Below are 15580 nucleotides of genomic sequence, written 5' to 3'. Positions count from 1 at the left end.
CTACCTGTGATGCGAATCATGTCAGTGGGTGACGTGCCGGGTACGCACAGTTCGCCCGGTCAGGGCGGGATGTCGCGGTCGGCCGCGCGCGGGTCAGGTGTCCGACGCCCGACGTTCGGCATAAGCGCGCAGGGACTCGACCTGAGCCGCGTCCAAGGACGGGCGGACCGCCGCGCGAGCCGTGGCGACGTCGGCAGCGGTGACGTCCGCGGCGTCGACGTCGCGACGCATGGCCGCCAAGGCCGCTTCACGCAGCAGGGCCGAGCAATCGGCGGCGGAGTAGCCGTTCAGGGTTTCGGCCAGGTCGGTGAGGTTCACGTCGTCGGCGAGGGGGACCGAGCGGCCGGCGGTGCGCAGGATGTCGGCGCGTCCGGCAGCGTCGGGGGGCGGGACGAAAACCAGACGGTCGAGGCGGCCGGGACGCATCAGAGCGGGATCAATCAGCTCGGGGCGGTTGGTCGCGCCGACCACGACGACCTCGCGCAGCGGTTCCACGCCGTCCAGTTCGGTGAGCAGTGCCGCGACCACCCGGTCACCGACGCCGGAGTCGCTGCTCTGCCCGCGCCGCGGCGCGAGAGCGTCCACCTCGTCCAGGAAGATCAGCGAGGGGGCGGAATCGCGGGCACGCTGGAACAATTCGCGGACCGCGCGTTCGGACGAGCCGACCCATTTGTCCATCAGCTCCGCTCCCTTGACCGCGTGCACGCTGAGCTGGCCGCTCCCGGCCAGCGCGCGCACCAGGAACGTCTTACCGCACCCGGGCGGGCCGTAGAGCAGCACACCGCGCGGCGGGTCGATGCCCAGGCGGGCGAAGGAGTCCGGGTGCCGCAGCGGCCACAACACCGATTCGGTCAGCGCCTGTTTGGTTTCGGCCATATCGCCGACGTCGTCCAGGCTCAGGCTGCCGATCGCCAATTCCTCCGTGCCGGAACGGGACAACGGGCGGATCACCTCCAGCGCGCCGACCAGGTCCGGCTGGGTCAGCACCGGATCGGTATGGTCCCGGCTCGCCCGCGAGGCCGCGCGCAACGCCGCCTCCCGGCACAGCGCCGCCAGATCGGACACCACGAAACCTGGTGTACGAGAAGCGATCTCGTCCAGAACCAAGCCGTCGGTGGGCACCCTGCGCAGCAGTTGCGCCAGCAGATCCTTGCGCACGGCCGCGGTCGGCAGGGTCAGCGCAACCTCGCGGTCGCACAATTCCGGTGCGCGCAAACGGGGGTCGATACCCGCCGGATGAGAGGTGGTGGCCAGGAAGGCGACTCCGGGGGTGGCGACCGCGGCGCGCAGCTGGTCCAGGATCAACGTCGCCACCGGTTCCCGATCGGCCGGAAGCAACGCGTCGATATCGGTGATCAACAGCACACCGCCTGCGCCGGAACCGATCTCCGACACCGCGAGCGCGACCTCGCGCAGCCGGGTGCCGCTCTCGGTCGCGCCCACCGCGGGACCGTCGAGTTCCACGATGCGACGCGGCGTGGACACCGCGCGAGCCAGCGTCGCCTTCCCGGCCCCGGCCGGTCCGGTGATCAGCACGCCGAGATGCGGCGGGGCGCCGAGGGTTTTCAGCAGCTCGGGCTCGTCCAGGGCGAGGCTGAGCCATTCGGTCAGCTTCCCGGACTGCGCGCGCACGCCCGTGAGTTCGGCCACCGGCACCGCGGAAGGCCGCTCCCGCACCGTCATCCGCTTACCCGGCTCGACGGACCCCTCCGGCCCGCCACCAGGATCGTGCGACGCCTCCACCGGCGGAACACCCGCACCCCACACCACGGCACTGTTCGGCTGCACACTCACCGGTCCCTTCCCCGGATCGGTCCCGGTGACTGTCAGCAATTCCGAGGTCCACGCGATGCCGAACGTCCGCGAGAGCGCCTGCGAGGCCGCCGCGGTACTGGTCCCCGGCCCCAGATCGCGCGGCAACAGCGAAACCGTATCCCCCACCGTCACCACCTTCCCCAGCAGCGCCTGCCGCAGGGTGGACTCCGCAACGGACCGCATCGCCTGCGCCGACCCGGTCACCGCGATCCGCCGCGCCCCGAAAACCGTTGCCGGAGAAACCACCACGGTGGCGTCCTCGCGCACTCCCGCATTGGACAACGTCACATCGTCCAGCAGCACCGCCCGCGCCGGAGTCCCCGCCGGAGCAACCCCCGCCACCGCCGCGGTCCGCCGCGAGCCGATCACCGTGATGCCGTCCCACTCCCGCAACCCCAGCGCCGCCAGCGCCTCCGGATGCACCCGCACCACCCCCCGCCGCGCATCCGCAGCCGAACGATTCAATCGAGCGGACAGCACCAACTCCGGAACTTCAGGCACAGTGCCATTCTGCCTCCGCTTCGCTCCGGCGGGTCGGGGCACCCGAAGGGCCGATTCTTCCCTCCTCCGCTCCTCCGCTTCGCTCCCCCGCTCCGTCAGTCCAGAATCGACCCGGGCCCCGACCTTTGAAGTTGGCGTTACCCAGGGTGGACGGGCCTGGGTTGTCCCACGGCTCCTGCCTTCTTCGCTCAGTGGCTGGGCTCCCAGCTCCTTCGGAGTTGACGTAGTCCGGGGTGGGCGGGCCTGGGTTGGCCTTGGGCTTCTCCTCTACGGCTCAGTCGCCGCGCTCATCGCTCCGTCGGCTGGAATCGGCGCGGGCCACGGCCTCGGAGTCGACGTTGTCGAGGGACGGGCGCAAGTCACGTGAACTGTGGTTTTCCAACTCCGCATCGGAGTCGGCGGTGTCGAGATGGGCAGCACTTTCCACTGTGCGCGTTCTTCGGAAACCGGTCGGGTTGACGGCGTTGTTCGTGGTCGACGGAAGACGGTCGCCTGCGATGTTCCAACTGCGCGGCCTAGCGCGCGAGGGCGCTGTCCTTGTTGTCGGAGTTGCTGGGCGCGGGGTGGGCGAACCAGGTGTTGTAGAAGGCGCGGGCGTAGGCGGCTACCAGCAGCAGAAGGATCAGGCCCGCGGGGACGGGGTGCTGGGCCATCCACAGGGGGAGGTAGCGGAAGGACAGCAGGAGGGCGGCGAACAGGGTCGCGCCCGCGGCGATGATCAGGATGCGGGCGCGGTCCCATCCGCGTTCGGGGGCGCGCAGGACCGATTCGACGGTCAGGCACAGGACCGCACCGGCGATCAGGTCCGAGCCGTAGTGGTAGCCGAAGCCCAGGGTGGCCGTCAGGGTCGCCAACACCCAGAACGCGCCGCCCCAGCGCAGCCAGCGGGGTGCGGGCGAACCGTCGACGTCGCGGCGGGAGTGCAGGAATATCGACGTCGACCAGGCCGCGTGCATGGAGGGCATGCAGTTGCGCGGGGTGAACGCGTCGAACCGCATAGCGGCGGGCGCGTGATCGAACGGCGGCACGTGATGCGGCCAGAAATTGCCGATCTGCAGCCCGTGCCCGTCGGGGGCGAAGGCGAACATCGGACCCACCACGGGAAACAGCAGGTAGACGACCGGCCCGACCAGGCCGAGCACCAGAAACGTCCGCACCAGATAGTGACTCGGCCACACCCCCGCGCGATTCGATGCCGCGGCCACGTGCCGCAACTGCCACACCGCGATCACCATCGCCCCGACCGGCAACTCGATATAGACCCAGTGCAGGATCGCGGGCGGCACCGGACCGAGCGAATCGAGTATCCGCGCCACCGTCCAGGCCGGTTCGCCCAGGGCCCGATCGGCCAGCGCCACATACCGATCCAGCACATTCGGCCCGGCCATCACCGTGACGTGCAACCAGACGTCACCGACCTTGGTGGCCAGGATCAACAGTGCGCCCAGCGCGGCCGCATGCAGCGCGTTGCGTTTCTCGCGCCCCTCCCAGCCCAGCCAGGCCACCAGCGCCAGACCGGTCAGAGTGATCACCGCACCGTTGCCGAAGGTGAACGGACCACCCAGCGCCACACGGGTTCCGGCGATCACCGCGTCCAGCGCGATCGCCACCGCGAGCGTCCCGAACCGACGTCGCCAGGACAGTCCGACCAGCGCCAACGCGAGCCCGGCCCATGGCATCGACATCGATTTGGGCGTCCCGAAATAGTCGTGCCACACACTCTGCAGCGGACCTTCGAAACCGTTGCGCGAGGCCACGATCTGCAATACGAGCAACAGCAGCGGCACCGCCGCCACCGCGAGTGCCGTCCGGGTTCGGCTCGATGGCCATCGAAACCGGCTACGGCGCGAATCGCCGTCGTAACCGGCGCGAGGATCATCGAGAAGCACGGACCCATAGTAAACATGCGATGAACGCCACCCCCCTGGGTAGCTGAATCATCGGCGTCTGGTAGGCGAAAGCCGGGACAGCCCTCAGTGATCGAGTTCGCGGACCAGTGCGTCCACCACGGCCATCAGATCACCCTGCGCCGCGGCGGCCGCCCGACGCTGACGTTGATAGGACGCACCCCGCGCGGGAATGTCTGCGACGGCGGCGAGTTCGCGCTCGCAACCGAGCTGTTTGGCGGTCGGCTCGAGCCGGTTGAGCATGTCGGACAGGTCGTCGGTCACCAGCCGCTCATTGCTGTCGGCATCGGTGATGACGATCGCATCGAGCCCGTAACGTGCTGCGCGCCACTTGTTCTCCTGCACATGCCAGGGCGGCAGAACGGGCATCGTCTCACCGGCCTCGACCCTTCGATCGATATCCACGATCAGACAGTGGATCAGCGCGACGATCGCGGAAAGCTCTGCACGACTGGGGACTCCGTCACACACCCGGACCTCGATGGTGCCCCACTTGGGTGCGGGACGGATATCCCAGTGCATCCCGCCGAGCTGTTCGAACACCCCGGTCTTGGTCTCGTCGCGCACGAAAGCCTCGAACTGCGACCAGTTCTCGAACTGGAACGGCAATCCGGCGGTGGGCAGCTGCTGGAACATCATCGCCCGATTGCTGGCATAGCCGGTGTCCACACCCGTCCACATCGGCGAGGAGGCGGACAGCGCCAGCAGATGCGGATAGGACAGCAGCAGTGTGTTCAGGATCGGAAAGACCTTCTCCGGGTGCGAAACTCCCACGTGCACATGCACGCCCCAGATCAGCATCTGCCGCCCCCACCACTGGGTGCGATCGATCAGCTCGTCGTAATGCTCTGTGCGGGTGAGCAATTGAGCCGACCACTGGGCGAACGGATGAGTTCCGGCACAGAACAGATCCACGCCGAGTCGATTCGCGGCGCGACGCACGGTGTCCATCGTGCCGCCCAGATCGTCGACGACCTCACCGACGGTGTCGTGCACCCCGCTGATGATCTCGACGGTATTGCGCAGCAGCTCCTTGGTGAGCTGCGGCCTGCCGTCATGCGCCCGCAGATCTCCGACCTCGTCGAATACGGCCGCGGCGGTATTCGACAGATTGCGGGTCTGCTTGTCGACGAGTGCGATCTCCCACTCGACGCCGAGCGTCGGGCGGGGCGAGCCGTGCCAGTGAACCCGACTGATGCTTGCCCCGCCCATGGCGTACCTGCTACCCGATGACACCGCAGGCGATACGCCCGCCCGCGTCGCCGGTCGCCTGAGTGTCGGCGTCCGGGCCGGGCGTTCCGTTGGCCTGGGTGTATCGCGTCGGAATGTTGCCGAAGTTGTCCTCACCGGCGTGGATGATCAGGGCCTTGCCCTTGACCTGGTCCAGCGTGACCGCGTCGCTGGTGGTGACCAGATGCGCCGAACCGTCCTTGCGGACCTGCAGCGAGGTCAGATCACCACTGGCGGGCATCGCGTGCGCGTCGCCGACCTGCAGATGTCCGCCCGCGGACAGGAAGTTGCCGGGCGCGCCGCCCGCGGGGGCGACCGAATTGGGCTCGCACTTGCCGACCGAGTGGATGTGCAGGCCGTGGAATCCGGGCTGCAGACCGTGCGCGTCGACGGTCAACTCGAGGTGGCCGCCGGAGGAGGCGATGGTGGCCGTGCCGACCTGCTGACCGGAGGGATCCTTCAGCGGCACCGACACCGAATCACCCGCGGGCGCGACGCTCTCGGTCGGGTTCTCGGCCCCGGTCGGACCCGCGGTACCTGTCCACACCGGCGGCGTCGTCCCCTTGACGTTGCTCGACTCCTGACTGTTGGTGCAGGCTGCGAGCCCGAAGACCGCGACCGCCAGCACCGGGGTCACAATCCGCCAGGACGGGCGGCGTGTCGTGAACGGGGCCATCGGGGAACTCCTTTACGAGTACCGAGTTTACGAGTAAAGCTGGATGGACAAATTCGTTACCGGTCAAGATGATGCCAGAGCCGTTACGCAGTGCAGGCGCGGGGCTACTACACAACGTAGGCGCGTGGCATCGTGCCACCGGACTCAACCACCGGTGACCACGACGATGATGCCCGGGGGCGTACCCGAGAGCGCCGAGGTGCGGGGCTCGGCGATACCGCCGAGCTGACTGGCGATCGCCTGGGCAGTCGCCTGCTGATGTGGCGAATTCTCGTAGAAGACAGTCGTTTTCGACAACACGCCGGTGGCGTAGTTACCCGTCGAGGTGACGTTCCAGCCGCTCGCGGTGAGCTTGGCCCCGGTCTTGGCGGCCAGGCCCGCGACGGTGCTGTTGTTGAGCACCCGCACCGGGATCGACTTGTCGACCCCCGCGGCGGCGGTCGTGGTGGGCGCGGTCGTACTGGTCGTCGTCTCGGCCGCGGCGGAGGTGGTGCTGTGCGCGGTCGTGGCAGCGGGCTGCGCCGAGGTGGCCGCGGCCTGCGCGGTCGTCGAGGTGGCCGAATCCGAGGACGCCGTGCTGTCGGCCTGCGAACTCGACAGCGACATCGCGCCCAGGCCGGCGAAGACGATCGCCACCGCGATCAACACCATGGCGAGCGCACGCAGCGGCAGTCCACCCGGGGCCGGATTCTGGTTGCTCACGGTTGCAACCCTAACCGTCCGCGCATCCGAACGCGCGGATCACACCTGAAAGCCCAGTCGCCGTGCCGCCCTGGCTTTCTGACGGCTCGCCCGCAACCGGCGCAGGCGCTTGACCAGCATCGGGTCGGCGACCAGCGCCTCGGGCTTGTCGACGACGGCGTTGAGCACCTGGTAGTAGCGGGTGGCGGACATGCCGAACAGTTCGCGGATGGCCTCTTCCTTCGCCCCCGCGTACTTCCACCATTTGCGTTCGAAATCGAGGATCTCGAGCTCGCGACGGCCGAGTCCGTCGACGAGCTGTTCCGCACCCGGTGTGCCGAGGACCTCGCTCGCGGAAGAGCTGTCCTCGCTTGCGGAAAGATTCCGGGCCGCTGCGCTGTCCATAATGCTCCCTCGCCGAGTAACCACCAGACGATACGTCGTGGCTCATTCAATCACGGATACCGGAGATACAAGATGTGTCACACGGCGTGTCGGGACCCGCCACGACGCCGCGTAAAGTGTCCGACCATGGCGATTCTCCCCATTCGCATCGTCGGCGATCCGGTGCTGCACAATCCGACCGAACCGGTCACCCGGTCACCGGACGAGCTCGCCGAGCTGATCGCGGACATGTACGAGACGCTCGATGCGGCCAATGGTGTTGGCCTGGCGGCGAATCAGGTGGGCGTGGCATTGCGCCTGTTCGTCTACGACTGCCCCGACCTCGACGCGGACGGGACGATGCACCGCCGGCGCGGCGCGGTGGTCAATCCGGTGCTGGAGACCTCGGAGATTCCCGAGACCATGCCCGACCCCGATGACGACGAGGAGGGCTGCCTGTCGGTGCCCGGTGAGCAGTTCCCCACCGGCCGCGCCGACTGGGCGCGGGTGAGCGGCACCGACGAGAAGGGCGAGCCGGTCACCATCGAGGGCAACGGTTTCTTCGCCCGCATGTTGCAGCACGAGGTGGGCCATCTGGACGGCTTCCTCTACGTCGACGTGCTGATCGGTCGCAATGCCCGCGCGGCGAAGAAGGCGATCAAGCGAAATGGTTGGGGCGCACCGGGTTCGAGCTGGCTGCCCGGATCGGTAGCGGACCCGTTCGGACATGACGACTGAGCCCGACGACCTGGTTCCGGGGCGGCGCGTGGTGGTCCGCTATCGCCTGCCCGCCGACGATCCACATCAGTTCACCGACGTCATCGGCGAGTTGGTCACACTCGATCCGTTGACCGTGCGCACCCCGGACGGCGGCGTGATCACCGTTCCCGCCGAACGGGTCGTCGCGGCCAGGACGTTGTCCCCCAGGCCGATTCGCACCCGCGAGATCCGCGCGCTGGAGTCCGCGGCGGCCGACGGCTGGCCGGGTGTGGAGCGGGCCTGGATCGACGGCTGGCTGGTGCGCGCCGGAAACGGCTATACGCGACGGGCGAATTCGGCTCTGCCACTGGGGACGGTCGACGGTCCGGTGCAGCTGACCCCGGGCGCGCTGACCCGGATCGCCGAGTGGTACGCCGAGCGCGATCTGCCGATGCAACTGGCGCTGCCGGATCGGCTGGTTCCGGAACTGCCCGGGTACCGCACCTGGTGCGAGGTGGTGGTACTCGGCATCGATATCGACAATTTCGTTCTGCCGCAAGGTCCTTCGATGGTGCGCATCGATACCGTGCCGAATGCGGCCTGGCTGGATCTGCATCGATTCAAGGGTGAGGACACCACGCCGGTCGCGCCGATGGAACCCGATCGAGACGTGTTGACCGCGGTCCATCAGGGCGAAGTGGGTTTCGCGACACTGGGTATGCCCAGCGTGCTGGCGATCGGGCGCGGCGCGGTCACCGTCGCGCCGGACGGACGCCACTGGGTCGGGTTGAGCAGTATCGCGGTCGCCGCACCGCACCGCCGGCACGGACTGGGCACGCTGGTCTGCGCGGAGCTGATCCGCTGGGGCCAGCGGCGCGGCGCCACCCACGCCTATCTCCAAGTGGAGGTGGAGAATACGGGAGCGCTGGCGCTGTATCGGGAGATGGGTTTCATCGAACACCACCGGTACCGGTACGCCGCGCCCGACTGAACATCCGCACGGCCGCGCCGGGCCGGGAAGCGAAAGAGGTGAGCCGGCAGTGCGTCTGGCGACATGGAACGTGAATTCGATTCGGTCCCGGGTGGATCGGGTGATCGCCTGGCTGGATCGCGCCGATATCGACGTGCTGGCGATCCAGGAAACCAAGTGCCGCGACGACCAGTTCCCTTTCGAGCGTTTCGAAGAGGCCGGTTACGAGATCGCGCACGTCGGCTTCAACCAGTGGAACGGCGTGGCGATCGCCTCGCGCATCGGCCTGGACGAGGTGGAGATCGGCTTCCCCGGGCAGCCGGGTTTCGACAAGGATGCCGAGGCATCCCTGTTGACCGCGCCGGTGGTCGAGGCTCGCGCGATCGGCGCGACCTGCGGCGGGGTCCGGGTGTGGAGCCTGTACGTCCCCAACGGCCGCGCCCTGGACGATCCGCACTACACCTACAAGCTGCAATGGCTTGCCGCCCTGCGTGATTCGGGTGAACGCTGGCTGACCGAACACCCCGACGCGCAGATCGCCCTGGTCGGCGACTGGAATATCGCCCCCACCGACGACGACGTGTGGTCGGCGGATTTCTTCGAGGGCAAGACCCATGTCTCCGAACCGGAACGCACCGCGTTCACGGCCATGACCGACGCCGGTTTCACCGACATCATGCGCCCGTTCGCCCCCGGCCCCGGCGTCTACACCTACTGGGATTACACCCAATTGCGCTTCCCCCGTAAGGAAGGCATGCGCATCGACTTCATCCTCGCCTCCCCCGCGCTGTCCGCCCGCGTCACCGACGCGAACGTGGACCGCGAGGAACGCAAGGGCAAGGGCGCCTCCGATCACGCTCCGGTCGTCGCGGAGATCGCGGAGTGACCTCGCCCGGCTAGGCCGGGCGGGTCTTGATGGCGTCCTGGGAGATGTAGACGTCGTAGGCGCCGGTTGTGGCTATGACGGCGTTGCCGTAGGCGGAGCGGACGAAGGGGTGGGTGTACCAGGTGTGATTCTGCATGTCGGCGAAGAAGTCCCGATCGCTGCCGTTGAGGAAGATCTGGTTCTGCTTCACCGCCGTGCCGTCCTGACGCTCGCCGAACAGGCGGGTGAGTTTGTAGCCCGAGTGGAAGCCCAGGGCGTTGACCCACGGCTCGAGTTCGACGATATCGGCCTGTAGCGCCCACATATCGCCCTCGACCAGGTAGGTGGCGTGGGTGTCGGCGTGGTCGCGGTCGCCGTAGACGGTCACCTCCACGTCGAGCATATGTGGGCTGTTGGCAATGGATTTCGCGACGACGTGCGCCGCCTTCACCTCACCGGTCAGGCCGAGGTAGGCGCGCAGCAGCGTGGTCACCCACAGGATCAGCACCGCGATCAGGACCAGAACCAGTGCGCTGCTTCCCCTTCGGGCCAGCACCCGCCATCCGGCCCGGCGCGCTTTGAGCAGCGCGGTGACGAGCAACAGGACCGCGACCGCGAACAGCAGTCCCAGCAGCACTTGAATCCAGCCGAAATCCACCGGGAACACCATGTGGCTAGTTGTACCGCGCCACCGGCCGGAATGGGTGGTCGGTAGGTGAAGTTCGTCCGTATTTCCCGGCGCGTCTCCCGACACACGCCGGGAACGCGATCGTGCCCCTCGGCCGAAGCGACCCAGGGGCACGATCATTCGCGAATCGGCCCGCTAGAAGGCGGCCTCTTCCAGCTGCATGATGTCGTTGTCCAGATTCTCGATCACCGTGCGCACGCTGCTCAGCAGCGGCAACTGGTTCTTCGCGAACCACGAAGCGACAGCGGCCTTTCCGGTGTAGAACAACCGATCCTTCTCGGTCGGGCTGCCCTCGAGCGCGACCAGCGCGATCGTCGCGGCCTCCAGCAGTCGCCATCCGATGACCAGATCGCCGACCGCGTGCAGGAAACGCACCGAGCCCAGGCCGACCTTGTAGATCTCCTCCGGATTCTGCTGCGAGGCCATCAGATAGCCGGTCAGCGCGGCCGCCATGGCCTGCACGTCGGCCAGCGCGGCACCGAGCAGTTCCCGCTCGGCCTTCAGCGCGGCTCCGTCGGCCTCGACGAACTTCCCGATCAGCCCGGCCACATGCCCCAGTGCGACGCCCTTGTCCCGAATGATCTTGCGGAAGAAGAAGTCCTGCGCCTGGATCGCGGTGGTGCCCTCGTACAGCGAATCGATCTTCACATCGCGGATGTACTGCTCGATCGGGTAGTCCTGCAGATAGCCCGAACCGCCCAGGGTCTGCAGCGATTCGGTGAGCGTCTCGTACGCGCGCTCGGATCCGACGCCCTTGACGATCGGCAGCAGCAGGTCGTTCACCCGCGCGGCCACATCGGCGTCCGCGCCGAAATTGGCCTGTGCCACATCGGCATCCTGATACGCCGAGCAGTACAGATACAGCGAGCGCAGCCCCTCCGAATACGCCTTCTGCAACGCCAGGCTGCGGCGCACGTCCGGGTGGTGGGTGATGGCGACGCGCGGCGCGCCCTTGTCGCTGTTCTGCGTCAGGTCCGCGCCCTGGACGCGAGTCTTGGCGTATTCCAGCGCATTCAGGTATCCGGTCGACAAGGTCCCCGCCGACAGTACGCCCACCATCATCCGCGCGTGCTCGATCACCTTGAACATCTGCGCGATGCCGTTGTGCTCGTCACCGACCAGGTAGCCGATCGCGGGATGGTCGCCGCCGAAGGTCAATTCGCAGGTGGGCGAGGACTTGATGCCCATCTTGTGCTCGAGATTGGTGACGTACACCCCGTTGCGCTCGCCCAATGTCATCGTCTGCGGATCGAACAGGAATTTCGGGACCACGAACAGCGACAGTCCCTTCGTGCCGGGACCGGCGCCCTCGGGACGGGCCAGGGTCAGGTGGATGATGTTGTCGGCGGTGTCGCCGACGTCGCCGCCGGAGATGAATCGTTTGACGCCCTCGATGTGCCAGGTGCCGTCGGGCTGCTGGGTCGCCTTGGTGCGGCCCATGCCGACGTCCGAACCGGCGTCGGGCTCGGTGAGCACCATCGTTCCGCCCCAACGGTTCTCCCACGCGTGCGCGGCCCAGCGCTGCTGCTCCTGGGTGCCCTCGCGGAACAGCACCTCGTGCATGAGCGGGCCCATGTTGAAGAAGCTCGCAGAATTATGCGCTGCCACAAGCATTTCCTGCGTCGCCCAGATCAGCGCAGAGGGTGCGGGGACCCCGCCCATCCCCTCGGGCATGCCCAGTCCGGACCAGCCCGCCTCGTTCACCGCGGCCACGGTCTTGCGCATCGAATCGGGGACGATGGCCGAATGGGTGGCGGCGTCGAAGGTGACCGGGTTGCGGTCGGCGTCGACGAACGACTCGGCGACCGGCCCCTCCGCCAGGCGCAACACCTCGCCCAGCATGCCTCGCGCGGTGTCGGCGTCCAGATCGCCGTAGGCGCCGCCGTCCAGCAGCGCCCCGATTCCCAGCACCTCGAACAAGTTGAACTCGATATCACGAACGTTCGCCTTGTAGTGCGACACGGAACGGCCTCCTCGGCGGAATTGCAGCGTGCGAGGACGAAAATCCGATCCGCGAATCCGGCCCCGCGCACTGGTCGACAGTTACAACTGGAGGTTGCCGTACAACCGTCAGGCTACGCAACCGTAGGCTGACAGTCTCCCGAATCGTTAACTCGCCCAGCTGCCGAACAGGCGATTACTTCCTGCTCAGAGGCGTACCGGCCTTCACATCCGAATATTTGCCAGAAGTTATCCACATGCGACCGAAGGTTCACCCGCCCGATGCCGCACGCGGGTGCCCGATCAGTTCACAGCACTGCGGCGCGGCCGGCGTCCACCGCCGTGATGTAGCGGTCGAGATCCTCGATCAGGGATTGCAGCGTGTCCGGGCAGCCGCCGTCGTCGTGATGGCACAGCCAGTCGGTGACGAGTTCGAAGAGTCCGCCGATCGCGCCCAGGGCCAGTGCGAGCCTGCGGCGCTGCCGATCCGGCTCCGGATCCGGATCGCCGGACCACTGGGCGTCCAGGAAGGCCGCGGCCCACCGGCGGTAGCCGCGACGCTGCCGTTCCACGGCCGGCGAGATGCCCCCGGCCTGACCGAATCCGACGGCCGCGACTCGTGGATCGTCCGCGATGGCGTGCACGAATGCGGCGATCACCACCGGCGAGCGCTGCGACCAGGGCAGTTCGGCCACTGCGGCGGCACGCTCGGCAACATGTTGCTGAGTATGTGCCGTGACCTGATCGAGCAGTGCCCGATAGCAGGCCTCCTTACTCTCGAAGTGTTCGTAGAAAGCCTTCGTGCCCACATAGGCCGATTGACAGATGTGCTCGATCGAGGTGCTCCAAAACCCATGCTTCGCAAATAAATCCATCGCAGCATCCAGAATTTTCCGGCGGCGTCGAACGCTGCGCTGCTCCGCGTCCAGACCGCGGGTCCGCTGATTCACCGATGCGGATTCCGTCTGTGCGGAAGGTTTGCTGTGGGCCATTCCTTGACCATAATCGGTACCGAGCAAGCCAGTGAGCCGGCTGTCGTCGATCAGCTTCCCGTCGCGAAATTCCTGCCCGGGTCCGCTGACGCGCCCCGCCGGGGGCATGTACTCTCGGCCGGGTACCACAACCGAACATGCGGGGGCTCGCACCAGCGGGCTGAGAGGACGGCTAGCCCTTCCGGGCGAATCAGGGCCGTCGACCGTTCGAACCTGACCGGATAATGCCGGCGTAGGGAGGCTTCACATGTCATCGAATCATGTCCAGGGCACGGTCGACACCGTGACCACCGGTCCCGTTCAGGGCAGTGTCAAGCACTATCTGCAGGTCGATGACCTGCGTGTTCCGGTTCGCCGGATCAATCTCACCAATGGTGAGCACTTCGACGTCTACGACACCTCGGGCCCGTACACCGACGATGCGGCCGTGATCGATCTCGACGCCGGTCTGCCCGAACTGCGCGACGGCTGGGCCAAGCCCGACCTCGCCGGTCCGCCCACCCAGCTGGCCTGGGCCCGGCAGGGCATCGTCACCAGCGAGATGCGGTATATCGCTGCGCGCGAAGGGGTTTCGCCCGAGCTGGTGCGCGATGAGGTCGCCGCGGGACGCGCGGTGATTCCGGCCAATCACAAGCATCCCGAATCCGAGCCGATGATCATCGGCAAGAAGTTCGCGGTGAAGATCAATGCGAACATCGGCAATTCGGCCGTGAGCTCCTCGATCGCCGAGGAGGTCGAGAAGATGGTGTGGGCCACCCGCTGGGGCGCCGACACGATCATGGACCTGTCCACCGGCAAGAACATCCACGAGACCCGCGAGTGGATCCTGCGCAATTCGCCCGTGCCCGTGGGCACCGTGCCGATCTACCAGGCGCTCGAGAAGGTCAACGGCGATCCGACGCTGCTGACCTGGGAGATGTACCGCGACACCGTGATCGAGCAGGCCGAGCAGGGTGTGGACTACATGACCGTGCACGCCGGGGTGCTGCTGCGCTACGTGCCGCTGACCGCCAAGCGGGTGACCGGCATCGTCTCGCGCGGCGGTTCGATCATGGCCGCGTGGTGCCTGGCGCATCATCAGGAATCGTTCCTGTACACGCATTTCGACGAGCTGTGCGAGATCCTGGCGAAGTACGACATCACCTTCTCCCTGGGCGACGGCCTGCGTCCCGGCTCGATCGCCGACGCCAACGACGAGGCCCAGTTCGCCGAGCTGCGCACCCTGGGGGAGTTGACGAAGATCGCGAAATCCCATGGCGTGCAGGTGATGATCGAGGGCCCCGGCCACGTGCCGATGCACAAGATCGTGGAGAACGTGCGCCTGGAAGAGGAGCTGTGCGAGGAGGCTCCGTTCTACACCCTCGGACCGCTGGCCACCGATATCGCGCCCGCGTACGACCACATCACCTCCGGAATCGGCGCGGCGATCATCGCCCAGGCCGGTACCGCGATGCTGTGCTACGTCACGCCCAAGGAACATCTGGGCCTGCCCAACCGCGATGACGTGAAGGTCGGCGTCATCACCTACAAGATCGCCGCGCACGCGGCCGATCTGGCCAAGGGTCTGCCGCACGCGCAGGACCGGGACGACGCATTGTCCAAGGCGCGCTTCGAATTCCGCTGGCACGACCAGTTCGCGCTGTCACTGGATCCGGACACCGCGCGCGAATTCCACGACGAGACCCTGCCCGCCGAACCCGCCAAGACCGCGCACTTCTGCTCGATGTGCGGCCCGAAGTTCTGCTCCATGCGCATCTCCGCCGACGTGCGCGAATACGCCGAGAGCCACGGCCTCACCGACGTCGACGCGATCGAAGCCGGCATGGCCGAGAAGTCCGCCGAATTCACCGAGTCCGGCAACCACGTCTACCTCCCGGTCGTCTCGTAAACCGTTCCCCCACAATCGAGCCCGGTTCCGGCCTCCCAGCGGAGGTCGGGGTCCCGCCTGACCCCGACCTCCTCCGGGACGACGGACCCGGGTTCGCGTGCGTGTTCCCCACGGTACGAATGCCGTTATCTGGTGCGCACGCAGACTCGGCACCATCCGACCGCGCTCGCCGGGGGCCGTTGTCGCGGGGCCGATGCTCCACCGCGGGGGCTCCGCGCGATGATCTGATAGCCCCGACGACAGCGGGCCCGAGATCGCATATGAGCGCAGGGAGGACCGGCATTGGTTCGGGTTGGGATGCCACAGTGGGTACTGGTCGGGATAACGTGCGCCGCGGTGGTCG

General features: G+C 67.3%; 13 protein-coding genes. 4 read left to right on the top strand and 9 right to left on the bottom strand.

From position 1 onward, the window contains the following. Nucleotides 1–93 precede the first annotated feature (93 nt). From K7711_RS44910 to napA, 6 genes are all read right to left on the bottom strand, one after another. A complete protein-coding gene (locus tag K7711_RS44910; protein ID WP_222978918.1) occupies nucleotides 94–2316 on the bottom strand; it encodes an AAA family ATPase in 2223 nt (740 codons plus the stop codon). 515 nt (nucleotides 2317–2831) lie between these two features. After that, entirely contained in the window at nucleotides 2832–4205 is a 1374-nt protein-coding gene (locus K7711_RS44905; protein ID WP_222978916.1) for a phosphatase PAP2 family protein, read from the bottom strand. A gap of 84 nt (nucleotides 4206–4289) precedes the next feature. After that, complete coding sequence (locus K7711_RS44900) at nucleotides 4290–5435, bottom strand: glutamate--cysteine ligase (RefSeq protein WP_222978914.1); 1146 nt, start codon at nucleotides 5433–5435, stop codon at nucleotides 4290–4292. A 10-nt stretch (nucleotides 5436–5445) separates the two neighbouring features. Next, nucleotides 5446–6129 (bottom strand): superoxide dismutase[Cu-Zn], encoded by a 684-nt coding sequence (sodC, locus tag K7711_RS44895; RefSeq protein WP_222978912.1) that lies wholly within the window; start codon nucleotides 6127–6129, stop codon nucleotides 5446–5448. A gap of 144 nt (nucleotides 6130–6273) precedes the next feature. Continuing rightward, nucleotides 6274–6831 carry a LytR C-terminal domain-containing protein gene (locus tag K7711_RS44890; RefSeq protein WP_308015224.1) on the bottom strand — a complete coding sequence of 186 codons (558 nt, stop codon included), beginning with the start codon at nucleotides 6829–6831 and terminating at the stop codon, nucleotides 6274–6276. A gap of 39 nt (nucleotides 6832–6870) precedes the next feature. Continuing rightward, the gene (gene napA, locus K7711_RS44885) at nucleotides 6871–7215 is read right to left on the bottom strand and encodes a nucleoid-associated protein NapA (protein ID WP_222978910.1); all 345 of its coding nucleotides are present in this window, start codon (nucleotides 7213–7215) and stop codon (nucleotides 6871–6873) included. Between the two features lie 126 nt (nucleotides 7216–7341). On the opposite strand from napA, the gene K7711_RS44880 reads away from it, so the two are divergent. Genes K7711_RS44880 through K7711_RS44870 form a run of 3 tightly spaced genes read left to right on the top strand, consistent with a single transcriptional unit; the run spans nucleotide 7342 to nucleotide 9749 of the window. Further along, entirely contained in the window at nucleotides 7342–7932 is a 591-nt protein-coding gene (locus K7711_RS44880; protein ID WP_222978908.1) for a peptide deformylase, read from the top strand. Then, nucleotides 7922–8884 (top strand): N-acetylglutamate synthase, CG3035 family, encoded by a 963-nt coding sequence (locus K7711_RS44875; RefSeq protein WP_222978906.1) that lies wholly within the window; start codon nucleotides 7922–7924, stop codon nucleotides 8882–8884. The genes K7711_RS44880 and K7711_RS44875 overlap by 11 nt, the downstream gene beginning before the upstream one ends. 49 nt (nucleotides 8885–8933) lie before the next feature. Beyond that, nucleotides 8934–9749, top strand: a complete 816-nt coding sequence (locus tag K7711_RS44870) for an exodeoxyribonuclease III (protein WP_222978904.1) — start codon at nucleotides 8934–8936, stop codon at nucleotides 9747–9749. Nucleotides 9750–9759: 10 nt separating this feature from the next. Here K7711_RS44870 and K7711_RS44865 read toward each other — a convergent pair whose 3' ends face one another. The 3 genes from K7711_RS44865 to K7711_RS44855 form a co-directional block, all read right to left on the bottom strand. Then, nucleotides 9760–10398, bottom strand: a complete 639-nt coding sequence (locus K7711_RS44865; RefSeq protein ID WP_040828591.1) for a hypothetical protein — start codon at nucleotides 10396–10398, stop codon at nucleotides 9760–9762. A gap of 153 nt (nucleotides 10399–10551) precedes the next feature. Then, nucleotides 10552–12378, bottom strand: coding sequence for an acyl-CoA dehydrogenase (locus K7711_RS44860; RefSeq protein WP_222978902.1), 1827 nt, complete (start codon nucleotides 12376–12378; stop codon nucleotides 10552–10554). Nucleotides 12379–12665: 287 nt separating this feature from the next. Next, nucleotides 12666–13349, bottom strand: a complete 684-nt coding sequence (locus K7711_RS44855; RefSeq protein ID WP_268929814.1) for a TetR/AcrR family transcriptional regulator — start codon at nucleotides 13347–13349, stop codon at nucleotides 12666–12668. A 247-nt stretch (nucleotides 13350–13596) separates the two neighbouring features. Between K7711_RS44855 and thiC the strand changes: the two genes are divergently transcribed. Beyond that, complete coding sequence (thiC, locus tag K7711_RS44850; RefSeq protein ID WP_222978891.1) at nucleotides 13597–15237, top strand: phosphomethylpyrimidine synthase ThiC; 1641 nt, start codon at nucleotides 13597–13599, stop codon at nucleotides 15235–15237. The last annotated feature ends 343 nt before the right edge of the window (nucleotides 15238–15580 follow it).

The sequence above is a fragment of the Nocardia coffeae genome (assembly GCF_019890715.1).
Taxonomy (GTDB): domain Bacteria; phylum Actinomycetota; class Actinomycetes; order Mycobacteriales; family Mycobacteriaceae; genus Nocardia; species Nocardia jiangxiensis.
This window is presented reverse-complemented; position numbering and strand designations above follow the sequence as displayed.